The following is an 18846-nucleotide window of genomic DNA, read 5'->3' on the forward strand; positions in this document are numbered from 1 at the left end:
CGCGGCATGGAAAGCCAAATCATTGCTCCAGAGCTTGAACGTCTGATCGGCTTTGAACAACTGCCGCGCGCGCATGGTTTGGCGCTGATCAAGGGATTGATGCGTGCACATCTCGAGGATTTCCGGGTTGCCGAGACCCTGAGTTTCGAGCCGGACGATCAGGGCGCGCATTGGTTGTTGCAAGTGCGCAAGACCGGCGCCAATACCGAGTGGGTGGCGCGTCGTCTGGCCGCGCTGACCGGCGTTGCGGTGCGCGATATCGGCTACGCCGGTCTCAAGGACCGTCAGGCGGTGGCGACGCAGTGGTTTTCGCTCCCACTGGGCGAGGGTCCGGTACCGGATTGGTCGCCGCTCGCCGCCGAGGGGATGGAGGTGCTGGCTTGCCGTCGTCATGGCCGCAAATTGCGCCGCGGAGCCATCGCCTGGAACAGCTTCGAGCTGCGCCTGCGCGAGCTGTCCGGTGATCTGGATGCCCTGCCAGCGCGTCTCTCCGCCATGGCCGCCGGTGGCGTGCCAAACTATTTCGGCCCGCAGCGCTTTGGTCGCGACGCGGGCAATCTGGCGCGCGCCCATCATCTGCTAAGTGCGCGTCCTGGGCGCGGCCAGCGCCTGTCGCGGTACCAGCGTGGTCTGCTCTTGTCGGCCGCGCGCTCGGCATTGTTTAATCAGGTATTGGCGCGCCGGGTGGAGCTTGAATGCTGGAACCAGGCTCTGCCAGGCGAGCGACTGCAACTGGCGGGCAGCCATTCGCATTTTCTGGCCGAGGTGATTGATGACAGCATCACCAATCGCGTGACGAGCGGGGATCTGTCGCCCACCGGCCCCTTGTGCGGAACGGGCGACTCCCTGGTCGACGGTGAGTTGGCCGCGCTGGAAATCGAGATTCTCGCTCCCTGGGCGGACTGGATCGATGGGCTTGGTCGCGCGGGTTTGCGTGCTGAGCGCCGCGCCTTGATCCTGCGGCCCTTGGATTTGGATTGGGAGATGGAGGAGGGCGCTTGCTTGCGGTTGACTTTTCGTCTGCCAGCGGGTGCTTATGCGACCTCGGTGGTGCGCGAACTGGGGGATTGGTGGGAGCCGGCAGGTGGTGGAACCGGCGCGCGTGCGGCGGCTGATTCGAGTGATTCGGGAAAGGCCGTCGCCGCTCCAGGCGCGGGGATTGAATGACGGCGTTATCCTGATGCTTGGTAACGGTGTGGATATTCGCGATACCGGGTAGGTTGGGCAAAGCGAGGCGTGTCCAACTTTTTCAAACCAAGTCATACCACATATTTCTGAAGCCTCATTGGCCGTTGTTTCAGCCAGCTCATGCTCGCCTGCGCTGGGACTTGGCCGGATTGCGCAGCAGCACATAGAGCGCGCCCGTGCCGCCATCGTGGCGCGGGGCGGAGCAGAAGGCGAGTACCTCGGTGCGCAGTCGCAGCCAGTAATTAAGTTTGCGTTTGAGCACTGGCTGGCGGTCGGGTGAGCGCGCACCCTTGCCGTGGATAATCCTGGCGCAGCGCACGCGCCGAGCGCGGCAGTCGACGAGAAATTCACGCAGGGTCGCCTGGGCATGGGCGGCGGTCAGGCCATGCAGGTCGAGTTCGAGATCGACCGCGATGCGCCCGCGCCGCAGCTCGCCAAGTACCCGGTGCTGCACGCCGGGTTGGGCGTAGAGCAGGTACTCGGGGGTGTCGATTTCATGCTCCGACAGCTGTCGTTCCTCGGCCTCGTCAGCCTCTGGCGGGCGCGGTCTTGGGATGGGTGGCGGGCGTTCCCGATAGGGCACGGGAGCCTCGACCGCGAGCGGTTGGGCATCATCGACGGCTTGCCGAAAAAGCTCGGAATCAGACTCTTGAAGGATTTTTTTCATCTGATTTGTGATAGATTGAGGCTCTCGGCCAGGGCAGTATACCAAGGGGCGGGTCATTGACTCCGCGCCATGTAGCCTTGCTGGCAGATTTGGGGCTTGCAGCTTGGTGGCTTGTCGATGGGTGGCATCCATGAATATCCTTCTCAGTAACGACGATGGCTACCGGTCCCCCGGCCTGCATGCGCTGGCCGGGGCGCTGTCGCGTTACGCGAGCGTCACCGTGGTGGCCCCCGACCGGGATCGCAGCGGGGCCAGTCATTCGCTCACGCTCGACACGCCGGTGCGCGCCGAACAGGTCGAGCCTGGCCTGTACCGGGTATTTGGCACCCCGACCGACTGCGTGCACCTGGCGCTTTCGGGTCTGCTCGAGCCAGATTCAAGTCAGGCAGCCGATCCGGAGTCGGTTCTCGTGCCAGATCTTGTTCCCGATCTTGTTGTCGCCGGGATCAATCACGGCCCCAATCTGGGCGATGATGTGATCTACTCTGGCACGGTGGCCGCCGCGACCGAGGGGCGTTTTCTTGGATTGCCAGCGGTGGCGGTCTCGAGCAGCGCCTTCGAGCCCCGGCATCTGGATACCGCGGCCGAGATTGCAGCGCGTCTGGTCGCGCGCCTTGGCGAGACAGCCTGGGTTGCGGCCGCCGCGGGCGCCGGTCAGGTGCCTTCAAACAGGGTGCAAGCGGCAGCCAAGCCGAACCCAGGACTGAACCCAAACCTGGTGGCACAATGGCAAGCCGCGCTCTTTCAAGGACAGATGATTCTCAACCTGAACATTCCCGATCTTCCCGCCGCCGAGATCAAGGGTCTGCGCGCCACCCGGCTGGGCAACAGGCATAAGTCGGAGCCCATGATCCGTGCCGAGGATCCGCGCGGCCGGCCGGTGTATTGGGTCGGTCCGCCCGGACCCGAACAGGACGCGGGCGAGGGGACTGATTTCGCCGCGGTGCGCGATGGTTACGTCTCGGTCACTCCATTGCAGGTGGATCTGACCCGCCACGGCGCCGTGGCCGCGTTGGACGCCTGGCTGGAGGGGCTGCGGTGATCGAGACCCCAAGGAAGGCGGCCTTCGAGCGCGAGCCGCTGGTGCTGCGCGGGCGCGAGCGCCTGCTGGCGCGACTGGAAGAAGATGGCATTCGCAATCAGCAAGTTCTGGAAACCCTGGCCGGGATTCCCCGGCATCTGTTCATTGATGAGGCGCTGGGAACGCGCGCCTACGAGGACTCGGCCCTGCCTATCGGCCATGGTCAGACTATCTCCCAGCCCTACATCGTCGCGCGCATGACCGAGCTGTTGCTGGAATCCGGCCCCTGTTCAACCGTGTTGGAAATCGGCACCGGGTCGGGTTTCCAAACCGCCGTGCTGGCCATGTTGGTGCGCCGGGTTTATACCATTGAACGTCTGGCGGCCCTCTGGGGACTTGCCGAACCCCGGCTACGGACGCTGAAATTGCGCAATGTACGCTATCGCCATGGCGATGGTCGCCTTGGCTGGCCGGAAATGGCGCCTTTTGACGGCATCCTGATTACCGCCGCGTCCGAGGGTATCCCTCGTTGTCTGGCCGAGCAACTCTCACCTGGCGGCTGCATGTTGCTGCCGCTGGTCGTGGGCGCGCGGCAGCGACTGGTGCGACTGACCCGGACCCGCTCCGGATTTCGCCACGAGGATCTGGAGCCGGTCATGTTTGTCCCGCTACTCGGAGGTGTCGGCTGATGCGGCTATTTTCCGCGCTTTACGCCAGGGTCATGCGTTGGTCGGAACATCGGCACGCGCCCTGGTATCTTGGAGCCCTGAGCTTCTCGGAGTCGTCTTTTTTTCCGATTCCGCCCGATGTGATGTTGGCACCCATGTGCCTGACGCGGCCGCAACGCGCTTGGTGGTTCGCGGGCCTGACCACTCTGACCTCGGTTGCCGGTGGTTTGCTCGGCTACCTGATCGGCCGCCTGGCGTTCGATCTGGTCGAGCCCATCGTCGGCCCGGGTGGTCACTATTCCGAGGCGTTTGGGCAGGCACAGGACTGGTTTCAGCACTGGGGCATCTGGGCGGTATTTCTGGCCGGCTTCTCGCCCATCCCGTACAAGATTTTCACCATCACGGCTGGCGTGGTCGGTATGGCCTTGATTCCTTTCGCCATCGCCTCGGCCATCGGGCGTGGCCTGCGGTTTTTCATGGTCGCGGCACTCATGGTCTGGGGTGGCGCGCCCATGGAGGCGCACCTGCGCCGCTATGTCGACTTGCTCGGCTGGTTGCTGGTACTGGCCATTGGGCTGCTTGTGCTCATCAAGACGGTTTTCTGATTCTCATGGCATCGCCACGTCCTGACAATCAAAGCCGTTGTGTCACGCGAAGGTTTGACTCATGACCTTGGCTGCTGATATCAGTCGCGCGGACGGGTGCTTCGCCGCCATAGCCGAAGCCAGAGTTGGGTCGGCGCATGTCAGCCGTGCCGGCAGCCGGCGGATGGCCGCGAACTGGCGCCTGGGTCTGGGATGCATCATGCTGGTGTTGTTTGCACTCATCGCCGGCTGTAGTAGCGGCGTGCTGGCTCCAGTGGAAACAAGGGATGGTTACGGACCAGCGCCGCGTGGTTATTATCGCGTTGTGCGTGGTGATACGCTGACAGCCATTGCTAGGCGCACCGGGCATTCGGTCTCGACCCTAGCGGCCTGGAATGATCTAGGGCCGCCGTACCAAATCCATGCTGGCAGCTTGTTGCGGGTGGCGCCCAAAAGGCTGCACGCCCGTCCCGCACCACTCGCCTCGGCAAGGGATAGGATCGCCAAGCCAAGTGCGGCGCGTTCGGATGAAAAACCTCGCACCGCCTCAAGCTCAAGCTCAACCGCGAGACCAACGGCAAGTTCAAGCCCGGCCCAAGCAGCTTCCGGAAAGGTCAGCGCGGGCGGCGTGACCTGGCAATGGCCGGTCAATGGCGCGGTTGAGCAAAGCTACCGGGCTGGCGATCGCAGCCGTCAGGGGATTCGTATCGCCACCTCGCCAGGCGCCAAGATTGGTGCCGCGGCCAAGGGCAGCGTGGTCTATAGCGGCAGCGGACTCAAGGGTTATGGCAATCTTGTCATCGTCAAGCACAATGACCATTTTCTTAGCGCCTATGGTTTCAATCGTCAGCTTCTCGTCAAGCAGGGTGACACTGTCAGTGCCGGGCAGGTCATCGCCGAGGCCGGTCAGGCGCCCAATGGCAAGTACCTGCTGCATTTTGAAATTCGCCGCGATGGCGCCACTGTCGATCCCCTCGGCTACTTGCCGAAACGCTAAACAAGAATCGCGAACATGATGTTTCTAGTGTTTTGCATGGCGGCCACTTGGATGAACCCGGCGATCACGGGAGTCACTCATGGTCGCTAGAAAGATCGAGGACGATCTGCCCGATGACCTGACCGAGGAGGAGGACCAGGATGAGCTGCTCGGTCCGCCGGAAGAAATGGAGGACGAGGAGTTGCTCGTCGAGGATCAAGAGAAGGTGAATGGGTCCAGGGTGAATAACGGTTTCAGCCCAGGGGGGGGCGACTTCGACGCGACCCGGCTGTATTTGAATGAAATCGGCGGCTCGCCCCTGCTCAGCGCCGAGGAAGAAATCCACTACTCGCGCCTGGCCAATCAGGGTGACGAGGCGGCGCGGCGCTGCATGATCGTCAGCAACCTGCGGCTGGTGGTGAAAATCGCCCGGCGTTATCTCAATCGCGGTCTGCCGCTGCTTGATTTGATCGAGGAGGGCAATCTGGGGCTGATTCGCGCGGTCGAGAAGTTTGATCCCGAACGCGGTTTCCGCTTTTCGACCTACGCCACTTGGTGGATTCGCCAGACCATCGAGCGTGCCATCATGAATCAAACCCGCACGGTAAGGCTGCCGATTCATGTGGTCAAGGAAATCAATATCTACCTTAAGGCCGCGCGCGCCCTGTCGCAACAGCTTGATCACGAGCCGACCGACGAGGAGGTGGCCGGGTTGCTTGATCGGCCACTCTCCGAGGTCAAGCGCATGCTGGGGTTGAACGAGCGCATCGCCTCGGTGGACACCCCGCTGGGCAAGGATGCTGACAAGCCCTTGGTCGATATGCTGGAGGACGATTCGCTTGATGACCTCAGCGATTACATCCAGGATGACGAGGTGCATGAGAAGCTCGAGCGTTGGTTGGATAAACTCAACGACAAACAGCGGGAAGTAGTCGAGCGGCGCTTCGGGCTTCACGGCTACGAGCACTCAACGCTCGAGCGCGTTGCCCACGAGCTTGGTGTCACCCGCGAACGGGTGCGTCAGATTCAGATGGATGCCCTACGGCGTTTGCGCCAGACGCTTGAGCGCGAGGGTTTCTCCTCCGAGGCCTTTTTTCGCTAATTCGCTTTGGTTGGTCGCATTCCGCGTCCAAGTTAGTGCCGTATCCTATTTAGCGCGGTTTAGACCGGTTGAACACATAAGTGACAAGCCCGCGAGCCTTGTCCCCGCGTCAAAGTCTGACTAATTGACTCGGCCATCTTGACTTTCAGGCGCCGATGAATTGTCATTGCACTGGCTGAAATCCCCGGTTCGGACGCTGTTCAGGCTGAAGCCCTGAGGTATCGCGCCGTTCCACGAGCGCTTGTATGGGCTTGGCGGGCCTGCTGATCCAAATGCTTTCGCGCTCCTTCAGCTCCAGGCTGGTGGTCGCTCGCGCGATCCGCCAGATTCTCGGTTCCGCGGTTTGTGGAGGAGTTTATGGAAGCAACGGCGGACAGCGCGGCAGAGCGCAAGTACGACTTTGACGTCGTGCGCTGGTTTATCATCATGGCGGTGGTCTACTTGGTCTTTGGCGCCTCGGTTGGTGTTTATATCGCCTCGGAGCTGGCCTGGCCTTGGCTCAATTTCGACAACCCCTACATTTCCTTTGGACGGTTGCGGCCGGTCCATACCAACGCTGTCATCTTTGCCTTTGGCGGCTGCACTTTAATGGGTACGGCCTTCTATACCGTGCAGCGTACCTGCGGCGTGCGCTTGTGGAGCAATAAGCTTGCCTGGTATACCTTTTGGGGTTGGAATCTGGTCATTCTTCTAGCCGTCTTGACCCTGCCTTTTGGTTTCACCCAATCAAAAGAGTACGCCGAGCTGGAATGGCCTATTGATATTCTGATCGCGGTTGTTTGGATCGCCTTCACCTTCAATTTCATCATGACCATCGCCATCCGGAAAAGCTCGCACATTTATGTGTCGAACTGGTTCTATCTTGGCATGATGGTCATGATTGTCTATCTGCATGTGGTCAACAGCTTGGCCATTCCGGTCGGACTGTTTAAATCCTATAGCCTGTTCTCGGGCGTGCAGGATGCGATGATCCAGTGGTGGTGGGGGCATAACGCGGTTGGCTTTTATCTGACCGCCGGCTTCCTCGGCATTATGTATTACTTCGTGCCCAAACAGGCGAACCGGCCGGTTTACTCCTACCGGCTCTCAGTCATTCACTTCTGGGCACTGATGTTCGGCTATGTTTGGCTCGGCGCCCACCACCTGCAATACACCGCGCTGCCTGATTGGACGGGTTCCCTGGGGGCGGCTGTGTCTATTGCCATGATCATTCCCTCTTGGGGGGGAGCGGTCAATGGCATGATGACGCTCTCGGGTGCCTGGGACAAACTGCGCACCGATTACGTGCTGCGGTTCTTGATTATCGCACTCGCCTTCTATGCCATGTCGACCTTCGAGGGGCCGGTGATGGCGCTCAAAACGGTCAATGCCCTGTCCCATTACACCGACTGGACCATCGGCCATGTTCACTCGGGCGCGCTTGGCTGGGTCGCCGGAATTTCCATCGGTGCCATTTACCATTTGATGACCCGGTTGTGGCATACCAAAATCTGGTCCGAGACCTTGATCAACGTGCATTTCTGGACGGCGACCATCGGCACCGTCATTTACATTGTCGCTATGTGGGTGGCTGGCATTATGCAGGGACTGATGTGGCGCGCCTATGACGAATATGGCACCTTGGCCTATACCTTTGTCGAGTCAGTCGCGGCCATGCATCCTTACTATGCGATGCGCGCGGTTGGCGGGGCCATTTTCCTGTTCGGCGCCATTGTCATGCTCTTCAATGTGCTGATGACGGTGTGGCAGTCCGCCTCCGAGGGCAGCCTGCGCGAGGCGCGCGGGCCCATGGTTCCGGTGACGGTCTGACAGTTCGGTTCTGGAGAATCATGCCATGGCAAAGACCAATAACACACCGCGCGGTGTGCAAGACTTTCTCGAGCGCAATATTTGGGGTCTGCTGATCATGACAGCCATTGTGCTGTCGGTCGGTGGCATTGTGGAGATCGTGCCCCTTTTCTACCTAAAGGACACCGAGGAATCGAACCGCTTCCCGGAAATCGTCTGGGAGCAGGCTGGCAAGACGCCCATCGTCACTGTCGATGACAGTGGCCGGGAGGTCTGGAACTGGAAATCGGGGGATGGCATACGGCCTTATACCGCGCTTGAGTTGGCCGGACGCGATATCTATCAGCGTGAGGGATGTTATCTGTGCCATTCCCAGCAGGTGCGCCCCTTCCGCGACGAACGCGAGCGTTATGGGCATTATTCCCTGGCGTCCGAATCCATGTTCGATCATCCCTTTCAGTGGGGATCCAAGCGCACCGGGCCCGATCTGGCGCGCGTTGGCGGCAAGTATTCGGATGCCTGGCAACGCCAGCACTTGCGCAACCCCCGCGCGGTGGTGCCTGAGTCCATCATGCCGAGTTATCCCTGGTTAGATGAACGCCTGGTCAAGGGCAAGCGCCAGCGCTGGCGCATGCACGGACTTCGCGCCATTGGCATGCCCTACGCGGACGAGGACATCAAGGGTGCGCCGACGCTGATGGCGGATAAAACCGAGATGGACGCCCTGGTGGCCTATCTGCAGGTGCTCGGCACCATGGCCGATCTCAAGTCGGGAGTCGATTATCGTGAATAGTCTGGCCGAGTACTTTCATACCGACTGGCAGGCCATGACCGCGACCGACTGGTTCGGCACTCTGCTGACGGTGGCCATCGCGGCGCTCATGGCTCTGGCCTATTTCCAGGTCTTTCGCCCCAAGCATCGCGAGGGGCTGGAGGCAAGAAAATATCTATTGTTTGAAGAAGACAGCCCCGAGGCTGACCCCGTGGCTAACCCCGAGGCTGACCCTGTGGTTGACCCGGGCGCGGCCAATCGGGCAGAGGTCAAAGAGGAGCGGAACGGAGGTGGCCATGGCTGACGAGAATCCTTTTCCGGGCGAGAACAATACTGGCCATTTCTGGGACGATAACATTCGTGAACTGCGCAATCCGCCGCCGCGATGGTGGATGATTGCCTTCTGGCTCTCCATCGCCTGGTGGGTGCTTTATGGTCTGCTCTATCCCATGTGGCCCACACCACCTTGGAAGCTCGAACAGACCGAGCAGCAGCACACCAGGGGCATGCTGGGCTGGACGTCAATCCAGGAGTATAAACAGGGCATGGAGCAGGTCGAGCAGGTACGGGGTCAGTACGAAGAGCGTATCGCGCAACTCTCGGCCGATGAGATTTTGGCCGACCCCGGGCTGCTGCAATACACCATCGCCTCATCCAAGGTGGTGTTTGGCGACTATTGCGCGGCCTGTCACGGTAGCGGTGGTCAGGGCAATCCCGGCTATCCGGTGTTGGCCGACAATGACTGGCTGTGGGGCGGCTCTCTCGGCAAGATCACCGAAACCATCACCGGGGGCCGTAAGGGCAACATGATTGGCCACCAAAATATTCTCAGCGAGCAGGAGGTTGACACCCTGGCCCAGTTCGCGGTCGACCTGAGCGAGGGACGGGAGGCGAGCGACGAGGCCTGGACCTTGTTCAATAACAAGGGCTGTTCCGGCTGCCATGGTCCCGATGCGACCGGTGTGCTCGGCACCCTGCCGACTGGGGATGTGATCACCGTGGGCGCGGCCAATTTGACCGACCGCCTGTGGCGCTTTCGCCCGGGTGGCTTCGAGAGCGCCAAGCACACCATTCTCTATGGCGTGAACCAAAGCGGTGTGGAGCAAACCCGTGATGCGGTGATGCCGAAATTCGGCGGTGCCGGCAGCGCGGAAGGACGCCTGGATGAGAATCAAATCAAAAAGCTGGCTGTCTATGTGCACGAGCTTGGTGGGGGTCTATAATCTGGCGGATACAGTGCGTTATCCGCCTCGGATCTGAGCTGGGCAGGGGGCCGCATCCGGGTCAGAGTTTGGCCATGTTCCAGACGCCGTCCCATCTGATGGCGTTATCCAGTCAGGCGATAAGAGTTGGTCAGCCGCTAGAGTCCATTCGGGAGTAGTTTTTGAGCGATACCCCAAGCAAAGCGCAGGCTAGTCCACAAGGCGATGTAAAAACCGATCTTCAAGCCGGCCTTAAAGCAGGTACGCTTGATGAACTCTACGCCGAGTCCGAGCACTGGCAGGTCAACGCCGGCGGCGAGACCATCCATGCCAAACGCCTACCCGGGCGTTGGCGTCGCATCAAATGGCTGGCGGCATCCGTTTGGTTGATCTTTTTTTTGGGGCCCTATGTGCGCTGGGATGGGCGCCAGGCGGTGCTCTTTGATATTCCCAACCGCCAGTATCACCTCTTCGGCGCGACCGTGCTGCCGCAGGACTTCTGGATGCTGTCCTTGCTGTTGTTGTTCTTCGCCATTCTGCTGGCGGTCGCCACGGCGCTAGCCGGGCGGGTCTATTGCGGCTTTTTCTGCTTCCAGACGGTCTGGACGGATATTTTTACCCTGATCGAGGAATGGCTTGAGGGCGATCCGCGCCAGCGTCGCGCCTTTGATCGGGCGCCCTTAAGCCTGTACAAAGTGCGCGTCAAAAGCGTCAAACACCTGCTCTGGGTGTTAATTGGCTTTGCCACCGGCTGGAGCTTTGTTGCCTGGTTCTATGGCGCCTTGCCCTTGTGGCGGGACTTCTTCACTGGTCAGGCCAACAGCGCTGTATATGCCTTTGTTGCGCTCTTTACCGCCGGCACCTATCTGCTTGCGGGCTGGCTGCGCGAGCAGGTGTGCTTTTGGCTCTGTCCCTATGCGCGCATCCAGGGTGTGATGCTCGATCGCACCACCCTGGTGCCGGCCTATGACCTGACACGGGGTGAACCGCGCGGGCGCCTGCGCAAGGGTCAGGATGTTATTGCGGGGCAGCAGGGCGACTGCATCGACTGTAATCAGTGTGTTGCCGTCTGTCCCACCGGTATCGACATTCGTGCCGGTCAGCAAGAGGGCTGCATCACTTGCGCGCTCTGCCTCGATGCCTGCGATCAGGTGATGGACAAAATCAACCGCCCGCGCGGCCTGATCCGTTACGCCTCGCTTGACGAACTCGAAGGCCAGCGAGTCAGACCCATGCTGCTGCGCGCGCGTGTCTGGCTTTATGTGGGGATTTTAGTGCTCTCGGTGCTCGGTATTGGCTATGGGTTTTCAACCCTGGTCAGTATTGAACTGAACGTGCTGCACGAGCGTTCGCCCCTGTTCGTGGAGTTAAGCGATGGTTCAATTCAGAACAAATACACCCTGAAGGTGCTGAATAAATCCAATGATGATCTCCAGGCCCGGATCGCCGTGAGTAGCCCGGTGCCGATTGAAGTTAGGGGCATCGAGCATGACCTGAGAATTCGCCATGGGGAGGTGACGCCGATGATGGTCTTTATCCGCATCGAACGCGAGCATTTGACCGGCGAGAGCATTCCAATTTTTTTCACGGCCGACGCAACCTTGCCTGATGGGACTGAGGCCAGGGCGGAACGGGAAAGCGCATTTTTCGCGCCTGAGCCCTGATCGGATATCTGATAGGGAATCTGATAGGGAACCTGATAGAGAACCTAATCAGCAATTCCAAATTTCGTTTTCCAGCGCCCGGTTGTTGGCCCGGTGATCTACACCAGATGAAATACTTAAATTTGGAATTGCTGGAACCTAATAGCAGAGCTTGACTGGAGATCCGGCGGGTCATTGGCTTGTGAGCGCTGATTAGAACGCCCGGCCTTCTCCACAATCGAAGCATCCAAGCACGGCCCACGAACTAATCGAGATAAGGCTCATGACAAAGACCCTAGTCCAAGAACCGCTTGCCACGCCTGCTTCAGCGTCCATGTCTGGCCCTTCATCTGCCCCTTTATCTGCCTGGCAAAGTCCCTGGGTGCGCGGCTGGATCGCACTGGTCGCGGTGGTGTTGGCTGTGAATATTCTGATGGTGACCCTGGCCTTCGTCACCAGCCCGGGGTTGGTGGTGGAGGACTACTATGAGCGCGGACGCGCAATGGAAGAGGCCATACGTTCACGCGCTGATGTCGCCGATGATCGGATGCTAGCGGTGGATATCCCGGCCGATTTGACTGCCGGGCAAGGGGCAATGCTGCGCTTTTTCGTGGTGGACAAGGCGGGGCAGCCAGTCAGACCCGATGCGGTGACCTTGTTTGCCTACCGACCCTCGGATGCGGGACAAGATTTTTCCCTGCCCATGATCGAAGAAGCCCCCGGGCGTTATCGCGCCGAGGTCAGTTTTCCGCTCCCTGGACTGTGGGACAGTCTGGTTGAGGTTACTGAGGGCGAGGCTATCTACCGACTCGACGAGCGCCTCCATGTGAAAGCGCGATGACCTTGGCTGGTGTCTGGAAACAAAGCTTCGAGTTAGGTTTGTTACTGGTTCTAATGCGCTGCCGATCTTTGCCGGTCGCCCTGGCTGATGCCTGATGTCGGCGAGCCAAGCCTCTGGTTGTTTCCATTGCGGTTTGCCGATCACGCAGCCCACCACCGTGCGCGCTCAGGTTGGTGGCGGCGAACGTCTCTTCTGCTGTCAAGGCTGCGCGGCGGTGTGTCGGGCCATTTACGATGCCGGCCTCGAGGGCTTCTATCAGCGTACCCCGGATGGTGACATTTTTGGCCCGCCGCCGGAGCTACCGCGCCAGCTCGAGTTCTATGATCTCGACGAAGTCCAGCAGGAGTTTGGCGACATCTCAAGCGACGAGCGAGAGATGCAGTTGGCGGTCGAGGGAATTCACTGTGCCGCCTGTGTCTGGCTGATCGAAAACGGTCTTGCCGCCATGCCGGGGGTGAGCGAGGCGCGGGTCAACCTGACTGGCCGACGGTTGCGCTTGCGTTGGGACAACAGCCGCTTACGCCTATCACGCATCCTCCGGCGATTGGGTGAGCTTGGCTATGCCGCCGTGCCGTTTGATCCCGGCGCGGCTGAATTGGGGTTGCAGCGACGCAACCGGGCGCTGCTCTATCGGCTGGCCTTTGCCGGATTCGCGGCCATGAATCTAATGTGGATCTCCATCGCGCTCTATGCCGGGGCCGATCAGGGCGAGTTCCGCAGCCTGTTTCATTGGGTCGGCTGGTTACTGGCCACGCCCACGCTGCTTTACGCCGGTGGGCCCTTCTTTGTGGGCGCCTGGCGCGGGCTGCGCCACTGGCATCTTGACATGGATTTGCCGATCGCCATTGGCGCGGCCATCACTTACTGTTACTCCTTGGTGGTGACCCTGAGCGGCCGGGGCGATGTCTACTGGGATACCCTGGTCAATTTTCTTTTTGTCATTTTGCTTGGGCGCTACCTGGAAGCGATGTCGCGCCGCCAGGCGGTCTCGGCCACTCAGCGCCTGCTGGATCTTCAGCCTCGGGCCGCGACTGTCCTGCGCGATGGCGAGGAGGCACTGGTCCCGATACGCGCCCTGCGCCCTGGCGATCTGCTGCTGATCCGCCCCGGCGAGCGGGTGCCGGCCGACGGTCTGGTGGAGCAGGGCACAAGCGCTCTGGATGAATCCCTGCTGACCGGCGAGGCCGAGCCGCTCGCGCGTGGTCCCGGTCAGCCAGTGGTGGCCGGCAGCCTGAACGGTGCTGGGGCACTGCGGGTGCGGGTCACCGCCGTGCTGCGCCAGACTCAGCTCGGGCGCATCCTGCAGTTGGTTGAGGAAGCCCAGGCGAGCAAGGCGCCGATTCAAAGCCTGGCGGACCAGGTGGTGCCCTGGTTCGTCGGCGCCACCCTTGCGCTTGCGCTCCTGACTAGCCTGATCTGGTGGCAGGCCGATCCAGCCACGGCGGTGTTGGCGGCTACCTCGGTGTTGATCATTACCTGTCCCTGTGCCTTCGGGCTTGCCACGCCCATGGCCATGGCGGTGGCTACCGGCAGCGCTGCTCGTCATGGCATCCTGATCAAGCAGGGGGGGGCGCTCGAGCGCTTGTCGAATGTCACTCAGGTGGTGTTCGACAAAACCGGTACCCTAACACTTGGTCGGCCAAGCCTGGTTGCCCTGATAGACGCACGCGGTCTGTGGCGTGCGAATGAACCTGGAACGCGGCTGGATGCCACCCGTCAACACTGGCTGGCGCGGGTCGCCGCGCTGGAGCAGCTCTCCGAGCACCCGCTGGCACGCGCGCTCACGGCCTTCGCCCGCGAGCATGGCTTGGCCGACATGACGCTGGAGGTGACGGATGTCCGCCTGGAGCCCGGACGGGGGATTGTTGGTCGGGTGGATGGTCAGACCCTAGCGCTGGGTTCAGCGGCCTGGTTGGAGAGCTTGGGGATGGCACTGGACAAGCGACTGGCATCGCCAACCGACTGGCCGGGCGTGACCCTGTTGCATCTGGGACTGGACGGCCGGGAGGTGGCGCGCTTGCTGCTGCGCGATGATTTGCGCGAGGACGCGCGCACGGCAGTGGACGCGCTGATTGCCGCTGGTCTTCAGGTCTCCCTGCTGAGCGGGGACCGTCAGGCGACGGCCAGTGAGATGGCAAAGCGCCTGGGCGGCATCACAGCCATTGCCGAGGTGTTGCCGGAGGGCAAGGCCGCGGAGATCTCGCGCTTGCGCGCATCCGGGCAGCGCGTCGCCATGGTCGGCGATGGGGTGAACGATGCCCCGGCACTGGTGAGTGCCGATGTGGGCATCGCGCTTGGCAGCGGGACCGATGTTTCCATGGCCAGCGCCGATATCGTCCTGACCGGCAATGAGCTTGCGCGGGTGCCCCAGGCATTGGCGCTGGCCCAGCGCACCCTGGTGACAATTCGTCAAAATATCGGTCTGTCGATTGCGTACAATCTGGTGATGGTGCCTTTGGCCATGGCGGCTTTGATTACGCCCCTGGTGGCGGCGATTGCGATGCCGTTGAGCTCGCTCGCGGTCGTCGGCAACTCGGCGCGGATAGGTGGTCTTCTAAAGAAGGCGCGGTGAATGCATTCACCCCTACGGGCATCTCCAGATACCGCCCTTTGTCTGTTGCCATTGACCTACTGCTCACAACTACCTGCTCACAACTACCTGCTCACAACTACCTGCTTACTACCTACAAACCCCCAATGGAAGTCATCTATGGCCTGATTCCTGGTATGCTTTTGCTCGGACTTGCCGCCGTCGGCGTGCTCTTCTGGGCCGCGCGCAGCGGGCAGTTTGACGATCTCGAGGGCGACGGACAGCGTATTCTGATGGATGACGACATCAAGCCCGATGATCCGCGCCGCTTTCCTGGCGCGGATGTCGAGGACTGATTCATGGCGGATTCATTCGTCCTTTCGATCCTTTTCGCAGCCTACTTTTGTGGATGCAGGGTTTCATGCACCATTTGTCGGGCTGCACATCCGGCAAGCTCAAAGTGTCCGAACCAACTCGAGCATTCTCTGCGCATGGCCCCTGGGCTTTACATCGTAGAGTGCGTGGCGAATGCGCCCGCCCTGTTCGATGACGAAAGTGGTGCGCAGGATGCCTTGGCGGGTGACTCCGTTCACTACCTTCTCCCGCAGCACATCATAGATCGCACAGACTTCACCCTCAGTGTCGGCAAGGAGTAGCAGGCTGAGGCCATGCTTGTCGCGAAAAGCGCCATGGCTCGCGCAGGTGTCGCGGCTAATGCCGGCGATGTTGGCGCCCGCGGCTTCAAATTCCGGATGCAAGTCAGTGAATTCCAACGCTTCCATGGTGCAGCCGGGGGTATCATCCTTGGGGTAAAAGCACAGTACCAGATGCTGGTCGGCCCAGAGCTTGGCGCTTCTCACAAGATCCATATCGGCGTCGGGTAGGGAGAAGTCGGGGGCGATGTCGCCAGGTTGCAACATAAACAAAAGGCTCCGGTGGCTGAGGTGGTGCTTGTGCGGCATAGTTCGCATGGCGGATGACGCCGGTGTTGTGCGGAGACTGTGATCCGCGGCGATGCGCTCGCGTCGGAATCCGCGGCAGATGCTTTGTTGTTTTTTCTGCTGCTGAGAAATTTATGGGTCGCATTGGCCCGCGTCAACTGTCTTTGGCGTTTCTTCAAGTCTTACCAGCGCCAGGAGCCAGGATGGAAGCCAGGGTGGGCGCCGGCATCGGCTGTTGGTCAGTGTCCGCGGCTGGGTTGAGCAGGATGCTGGCAATGGTGCCGCCACCGGGTCGGGTGCGCAGATGGATCTCGATATCATTGGCCATCGCAAGCTGGCGGGCAACGGCCAGACCAAGACCTGTGCCCCCGGTGCCTCGGTTGCGGGACTGTTCCAGCCGATAGAAAGGCCGAAAGACCGCATCCAGGGAGTCCTGGGGGATGCCAGGGCCGCGGTCGAGAACCTGAATCTCGACACTCTCGGCGCAACCTTTCAGATCGACCTCTACGGACTGATCGCTGTAGCGCAGCGCATTTTCGATCAAATTACCGAGGATTCGCCTGAGCGCCATGGAGTTGATGCTGGCGGGGCAGGGCGGGCCAGGCTGGTAGCGAATGCGTTGGCGTTGGCCGACAACCTCTGTCACCATGGCCGCCACATCAAGAGCCTCCTTCTCGCCCGCACCCAGACTCTGTCCCAGCTCAACCGCTTGGCGAATGAGTTGGTCCATTTCCTCAATGTCTCGCGTCATGCGAGCGCGTTCACTGTCGCCGACCTGTCCGGGCAGCATTTCGACTGCCAGACGCAGGCGTGTCAGCGGGGTGCGCAGATCGTGCGAAATGCCAGCCAGCAGCACGGTGCGATCAGCCAGCAGTTCGCGGACCTGCTGGCTGGTTTCATTAAAGCGGCGCGCCAGATTGGCCAGCTCCAGCGGGCCGGTTTCCGGCAGTGGTTCGGGCGAGCGGCCGCGGGCGACTTCCTCGGCCGCGCGCGACAGGCGCGTTAAAGGGGTGGTCACACGCCTGGCCAAGACCGTGGCTGTGATCAAAATGAGCACTAGCGCCATGATTGAGACCAGTGCCACGCCCTCAAGCGGTTTGGTATTGATTCGATCACGCGGAAAGCCGACCCAGACCGGACCCTGCTCGGTATCCATGCGCAGCCAGAACCAGCGTGCCCCGTCAATCAGGTTGCTTTCAACTTGCACTGGATGTCCGAGCTGGGACTGGATGGATTGGGCTAGGCGCTCGGTGTAGGGAAAAAAATAGGGCTCAAGATCGGGTGGGCGCTCGGCGCGCGGGCGCAGCTCGAGTTGGTATTCGTCACGCAGCCGCTGGCGGTATTCCTCGCGTAGCTCAGGTGGTAGTTTGGCAAGGGTACGGGCCGAGAGATCCATCAGCGCCGCCAGATCGCCAGTGGCGCGCTCAACCACGGGAAGTAGGGCGTAGTGCACAATGGCAATAAAGGTCACCAGCGCGAAGCTGCCAAAGGTCAGGACCAATGTTAGCAATGCGCGGCTGAATAGCGAGCTTGGCAGCCAACGGCGCCTCAGGATCATGCTTGCCCCTTGGGCGTGAAAATATAGCCGCGGCCCCATACGGTGCGGATGTAGCGTGGGTGTTTCTTGTCGGGCTCGATTTTTGCGCGCAGCCGCGCGACCTGCACATCAATGCTGCGGTCGAAGGGGTTGCGTTCGTAACCCTTGAGCAGGTCTAGCAGACGATCACGCTCCAGCAAGCGGTTAGGATGCTCGCAGAACACGTTAAGCAAGTCAAATTCACCAGACGTCAGGCTGAGTGTCTCGCCGTCGCGTTCGAGTTGGCGTAAGCCGATATTCAGTCGATAAGGGCCAAAGTGATGGCTGTCGTCGCTGTCCTCCTCGGCTTCCTCGGTCGCGGCAGGGCTGTGACGGCGGAGCACTGCACGGATGCGAGCCAGTAATTCACGTGGATTAAAGGGCTTGGGCAAATAGTCGTCGGCGCCGACCTCGAGCCCAACAATGCGGTCGATTTCATCGCCACGCGCCGAGAGGATAATGATCGGGGTGCTGTAGGTTTGGCGTAGGCGTCGCGCCAGGCTGAGTCCATCCTCGCCCGGAAGCATCAAGTCCAGGATGATGATGTCGGCGGACTCGGTCTCAAGGCAAGCGAACATCTGCTCGCCGTCTTCCACCCCAATGACATTGAATCCCTCGCGTTCGAGGTAGTCGAGTAACAGATGGCGCAGGCCCTGATCGTCATCGACGACGAGCACCCTGGATTTTTCTGCGGTCTTGGATGGCGCCTTGTCCATGATATGGCATCCGTCTGCGTGGCATTGGTCAAGGCTTTGGTTTTGACCAATGCGGTTGTCGCGGTCCGGTCGAAAACGGATGTCGCGGATTGAGAATAATCAATTTGTTGTCACAGGCATGGAGATGTGATTTCTTTCCTCGCATCCTGGTTACAAGTTGTTACAATATTAGTATATAAGGAAATAACAGAGTAACCTCTTTTCTGCACAATGCTAAACATCTGCTGGAGGTGATCAATCGCTCTGTTTCGGTCCTAGCTGGCTGCGAGCGCATTGTCACCCAGAAATGGCAGCTTCATCTTCCGGGGTGGTGCCGCACGATGAGCGTTAGCCCGGCTTCACACATGTTTTGGAGGAATAAACATGATTTTTGACGCTTTAACCATCAGCGGGCTTTTGGTTGCGATTGTGTCCGGCGGGTTTCTCGTTGGGATCGTCAGCCATAACGGCGCCAAGTCGCAAAAGAGCGGCCGCTCCGTCGCTAAGCCTAACGCCTGATGCAAAATCCGTGTCCGGGCGTGTTGTCTCACCCGGATTTTTCGCAAGCCAGAGGGTGCTCCGGCCCGATGGTGCCCCGAATCTTGACTTGAGTCATCTCGCCTTGAGTCTCTGTCAAACGCTGCCAATGCAC

Annotated in this window: 19 protein-coding genes; 15 read left to right on the forward strand and 4 right to left on the reverse strand. The window is 60.5% G+C overall.

The features are described 5' to 3' along the window. The first annotated feature begins 6 nt into the window (after nucleotides 1-6). The gene (gene truD / locus Thiowin_RS06070) at nucleotides 7-1167 is read left to right on the forward strand and encodes a tRNA pseudouridine(13) synthase TruD (RefSeq protein WP_328986843.1); all 1161 of its coding nucleotides are present in this window, start codon (nucleotides 7-9) and stop codon (nucleotides 1165-1167) included. 139 nt (nucleotides 1168-1306) lie between these two features. Here the strand turns inward: truD and Thiowin_RS06075 are convergent, their stop codons facing one another. Beyond that, nucleotides 1307-1855 (reverse strand): Smr/MutS family protein, encoded by a 549-nt coding sequence (locus tag Thiowin_RS06075; RefSeq protein WP_328986844.1) that lies wholly within the window; start codon nucleotides 1853-1855, stop codon nucleotides 1307-1309. A 130-nt stretch (nucleotides 1856-1985) separates the two neighbouring features. Here Thiowin_RS06075 and surE point away from each other — a divergent pair, with 130 nt between their 5' ends. From surE to ccoS, 13 genes are all read left to right on the forward strand, one after another. Then, the gene (gene surE / locus Thiowin_RS06080) at nucleotides 1986-2897 is read left to right on the forward strand and encodes a 5'/3'-nucleotidase SurE (RefSeq protein ID WP_328986845.1); all 912 of its coding nucleotides are present in this window, start codon (nucleotides 1986-1988) and stop codon (nucleotides 2895-2897) included. After that, a complete protein-coding gene (locus tag Thiowin_RS06085) occupies nucleotides 2894-3565 on the forward strand; it encodes a protein-L-isoaspartate(D-aspartate) O-methyltransferase (RefSeq protein ID WP_328986846.1) in 672 nt (223 codons plus the stop codon). Before surE ends, Thiowin_RS06085 begins: the two co-directional genes overlap by 4 nt. Beyond that, a complete protein-coding gene (locus Thiowin_RS06090; protein ID WP_328986847.1) occupies nucleotides 3565-4149 on the forward strand; it encodes a YqaA family protein in 585 nt (194 codons plus the stop codon). The genes Thiowin_RS06085 and Thiowin_RS06090 overlap by 1 nt, the downstream gene beginning before the upstream one ends. A gap of 61 nt (nucleotides 4150-4210) precedes the next feature. Then, the gene (locus Thiowin_RS06095) at nucleotides 4211-5125 is read left to right on the forward strand and encodes a peptidoglycan DD-metalloendopeptidase family protein (RefSeq protein ID WP_328986848.1); all 915 of its coding nucleotides are present in this window, start codon (nucleotides 4211-4213) and stop codon (nucleotides 5123-5125) included. A gap of 79 nt (nucleotides 5126-5204) precedes the next feature. Further along, nucleotides 5205-6206, forward strand: coding sequence for an RNA polymerase sigma factor RpoS (rpoS, locus tag Thiowin_RS06100; protein WP_328986849.1), 1002 nt, complete (start codon nucleotides 5205-5207; stop codon nucleotides 6204-6206). A gap of 357 nt (nucleotides 6207-6563) precedes the next feature. Then, a complete protein-coding gene (gene ccoN / locus Thiowin_RS06105; RefSeq protein WP_328986850.1) occupies nucleotides 6564-8015 on the forward strand; it encodes a cytochrome-c oxidase, cbb3-type subunit I in 1452 nt (483 codons plus the stop codon). A gap of 25 nt (nucleotides 8016-8040) precedes the next feature. Then, nucleotides 8041-8787: a cytochrome-c oxidase, cbb3-type subunit II gene (ccoO, locus tag Thiowin_RS06110; protein ID WP_328986851.1), complete on the forward strand. Its 747-nt coding sequence runs from the start codon at nucleotides 8041-8043 to the stop codon at nucleotides 8785-8787. After that, nucleotides 8780-9070 (forward strand): cbb3-type cytochrome c oxidase subunit 3, encoded by a 291-nt coding sequence (locus Thiowin_RS06115; protein ID WP_328986852.1) that lies wholly within the window; start codon nucleotides 8780-8782, stop codon nucleotides 9068-9070. The genes ccoO and Thiowin_RS06115 overlap by 8 nt, the downstream gene beginning before the upstream one ends. Beyond that, nucleotides 9063-9989, forward strand: a complete 927-nt coding sequence (ccoP, locus tag Thiowin_RS06120; protein ID WP_328986853.1) for a cytochrome-c oxidase, cbb3-type subunit III — start codon at nucleotides 9063-9065, stop codon at nucleotides 9987-9989. The genes Thiowin_RS06115 and ccoP overlap by 8 nt, the downstream gene beginning before the upstream one ends. A gap of 161 nt (nucleotides 9990-10150) precedes the next feature. Then, a complete protein-coding gene (ccoG, locus tag Thiowin_RS06125; protein WP_408034168.1) occupies nucleotides 10151-11632 on the forward strand; it encodes a cytochrome c oxidase accessory protein CcoG in 1482 nt (493 codons plus the stop codon). Between the two features lie 361 nt (nucleotides 11633-11993). Further along, a complete protein-coding gene (locus Thiowin_RS06130) occupies nucleotides 11994-12452 on the forward strand; it encodes a FixH family protein (protein ID WP_328986854.1) in 459 nt (152 codons plus the stop codon). Between the two features lie 94 nt (nucleotides 12453-12546). Next, a complete protein-coding gene (locus tag Thiowin_RS06135; RefSeq protein WP_328986855.1) occupies nucleotides 12547-15024 on the forward strand; it encodes a heavy metal translocating P-type ATPase in 2478 nt (825 codons plus the stop codon). Between the two features lie 125 nt (nucleotides 15025-15149). Beyond that, on the forward strand, nucleotides 15150-15338 hold the full coding sequence (ccoS, locus tag Thiowin_RS06140) for a cbb3-type cytochrome oxidase assembly protein CcoS (protein ID WP_328986856.1): 189 nt from the start codon (nucleotides 15150-15152) through the stop codon (nucleotides 15336-15338). Between the two features lie 99 nt (nucleotides 15339-15437). Here ccoS and Thiowin_RS06145 read toward each other — a convergent pair whose 3' ends face one another. The 3 genes from Thiowin_RS06145 to Thiowin_RS06155 all read right to left on the reverse strand — a co-directional run bounded on the left by Thiowin_RS06145 (nucleotide 15438) and on the right by Thiowin_RS06155 (nucleotide 18215). After that, nucleotides 15438-15902, reverse strand: coding sequence for a peroxiredoxin (locus Thiowin_RS06145; protein WP_328986857.1), 465 nt, complete (start codon nucleotides 15900-15902; stop codon nucleotides 15438-15440). A 196-nt stretch (nucleotides 15903-16098) separates the two neighbouring features. Beyond that, nucleotides 16099-17481 (reverse strand): ATP-binding protein, encoded by a 1383-nt coding sequence (locus tag Thiowin_RS06150; protein ID WP_328986858.1) that lies wholly within the window; start codon nucleotides 17479-17481, stop codon nucleotides 16099-16101. Beyond that, nucleotides 17478-18215 (reverse strand): response regulator, encoded by a 738-nt coding sequence (locus tag Thiowin_RS06155; protein ID WP_328986859.1) that lies wholly within the window; start codon nucleotides 18213-18215, stop codon nucleotides 17478-17480. The genes Thiowin_RS06150 and Thiowin_RS06155 overlap by 4 nt, the downstream gene beginning before the upstream one ends. A 363-nt stretch (nucleotides 18216-18578) precedes the next feature. Between Thiowin_RS06155 and Thiowin_RS06160 the strand changes: the two genes are divergently transcribed. After that, nucleotides 18579-18713 carry a hypothetical protein gene (locus Thiowin_RS06160; RefSeq protein WP_328986860.1) on the forward strand — a complete coding sequence of 45 codons (135 nt, stop codon included), beginning with the start codon at nucleotides 18579-18581 and terminating at the stop codon, nucleotides 18711-18713. The last annotated feature ends 133 nt before the right edge of the window (nucleotides 18714-18846 follow it).

Source organism: Thiorhodovibrio winogradskyi (assembly GCF_036208045.1).
Taxonomy (GTDB): Bacteria; Pseudomonadota; Gammaproteobacteria; order Chromatiales; family Chromatiaceae; genus Thiorhodovibrio; species Thiorhodovibrio winogradskyi.

Bases quoted from the DNA above. Each gene is read 5' to 3' on its own strand.
- Thiowin_RS06160 (WP_328986860.1), top strand. From the start codon at position 18,579: ATGATTTTTGACGCTTTAACCATCAGCGGGCTTTTGGTTGCGATTGTG.
- ccoO (WP_328986851.1), top strand. From the start codon at position 8,041: ATGGCAAAGACCAATAACACACCGCGCGGTGTGCAAGACTTTCTCGAG.
- Thiowin_RS06150 (WP_328986858.1), bottom strand. From the start codon at position 17,481: ATGATCCTGAGGCGCCGTTGGCTGCCAAGCTCGCTATTCAGCCGCGCA.
- Thiowin_RS06095 (WP_328986848.1), top strand. From the start codon at position 4,211: ATGACCTTGGCTGCTGATATCAGTCGCGCGGACGGGTGCTTCGCCGCC.
- ccoP (WP_328986853.1), top strand. From the start codon at position 9,063: ATGGCTGACGAGAATCCTTTTCCGGGCGAGAACAATACTGGCCATTTC.
- rpoS (WP_328986849.1), top strand. From the start codon at position 5,205: ATGGTCGCTAGAAAGATCGAGGACGATCTGCCCGATGACCTGACCGAG.
- Thiowin_RS06145 (WP_328986857.1), bottom strand. From the start codon at position 15,902: ATGTTGCAACCTGGCGACATCGCCCCCGACTTCTCCCTACCCGACGCC.
- ccoS (WP_328986856.1), top strand. From the start codon at position 15,150: ATGGAAGTCATCTATGGCCTGATTCCTGGTATGCTTTTGCTCGGACTT.
- truD (WP_328986843.1), top strand. From the start codon at position 7: ATGGAAAGCCAAATCATTGCTCCAGAGCTTGAACGTCTGATCGGCTTT.
- ccoN (WP_328986850.1), top strand. From the start codon at position 6,564: ATGGAAGCAACGGCGGACAGCGCGGCAGAGCGCAAGTACGACTTTGAC.
- Thiowin_RS06090 (WP_328986847.1), top strand. From the start codon at position 3,565: ATGCGGCTATTTTCCGCGCTTTACGCCAGGGTCATGCGTTGGTCGGAA.
- Thiowin_RS06075 (WP_328986844.1), bottom strand. From the start codon at position 1,855: ATGAAAAAAATCCTTCAAGAGTCTGATTCCGAGCTTTTTCGGCAAGCC.
- Thiowin_RS06135 (WP_328986855.1), top strand. From the start codon at position 12,547: ATGTCGGCGAGCCAAGCCTCTGGTTGTTTCCATTGCGGTTTGCCGATC.
- surE (WP_328986845.1), top strand. From the start codon at position 1,986: ATGAATATCCTTCTCAGTAACGACGATGGCTACCGGTCCCCCGGCCTG.
- Thiowin_RS06155 (WP_328986859.1), bottom strand. From the start codon at position 18,215: ATGGACAAGGCGCCATCCAAGACCGCAGAAAAATCCAGGGTGCTCGTC.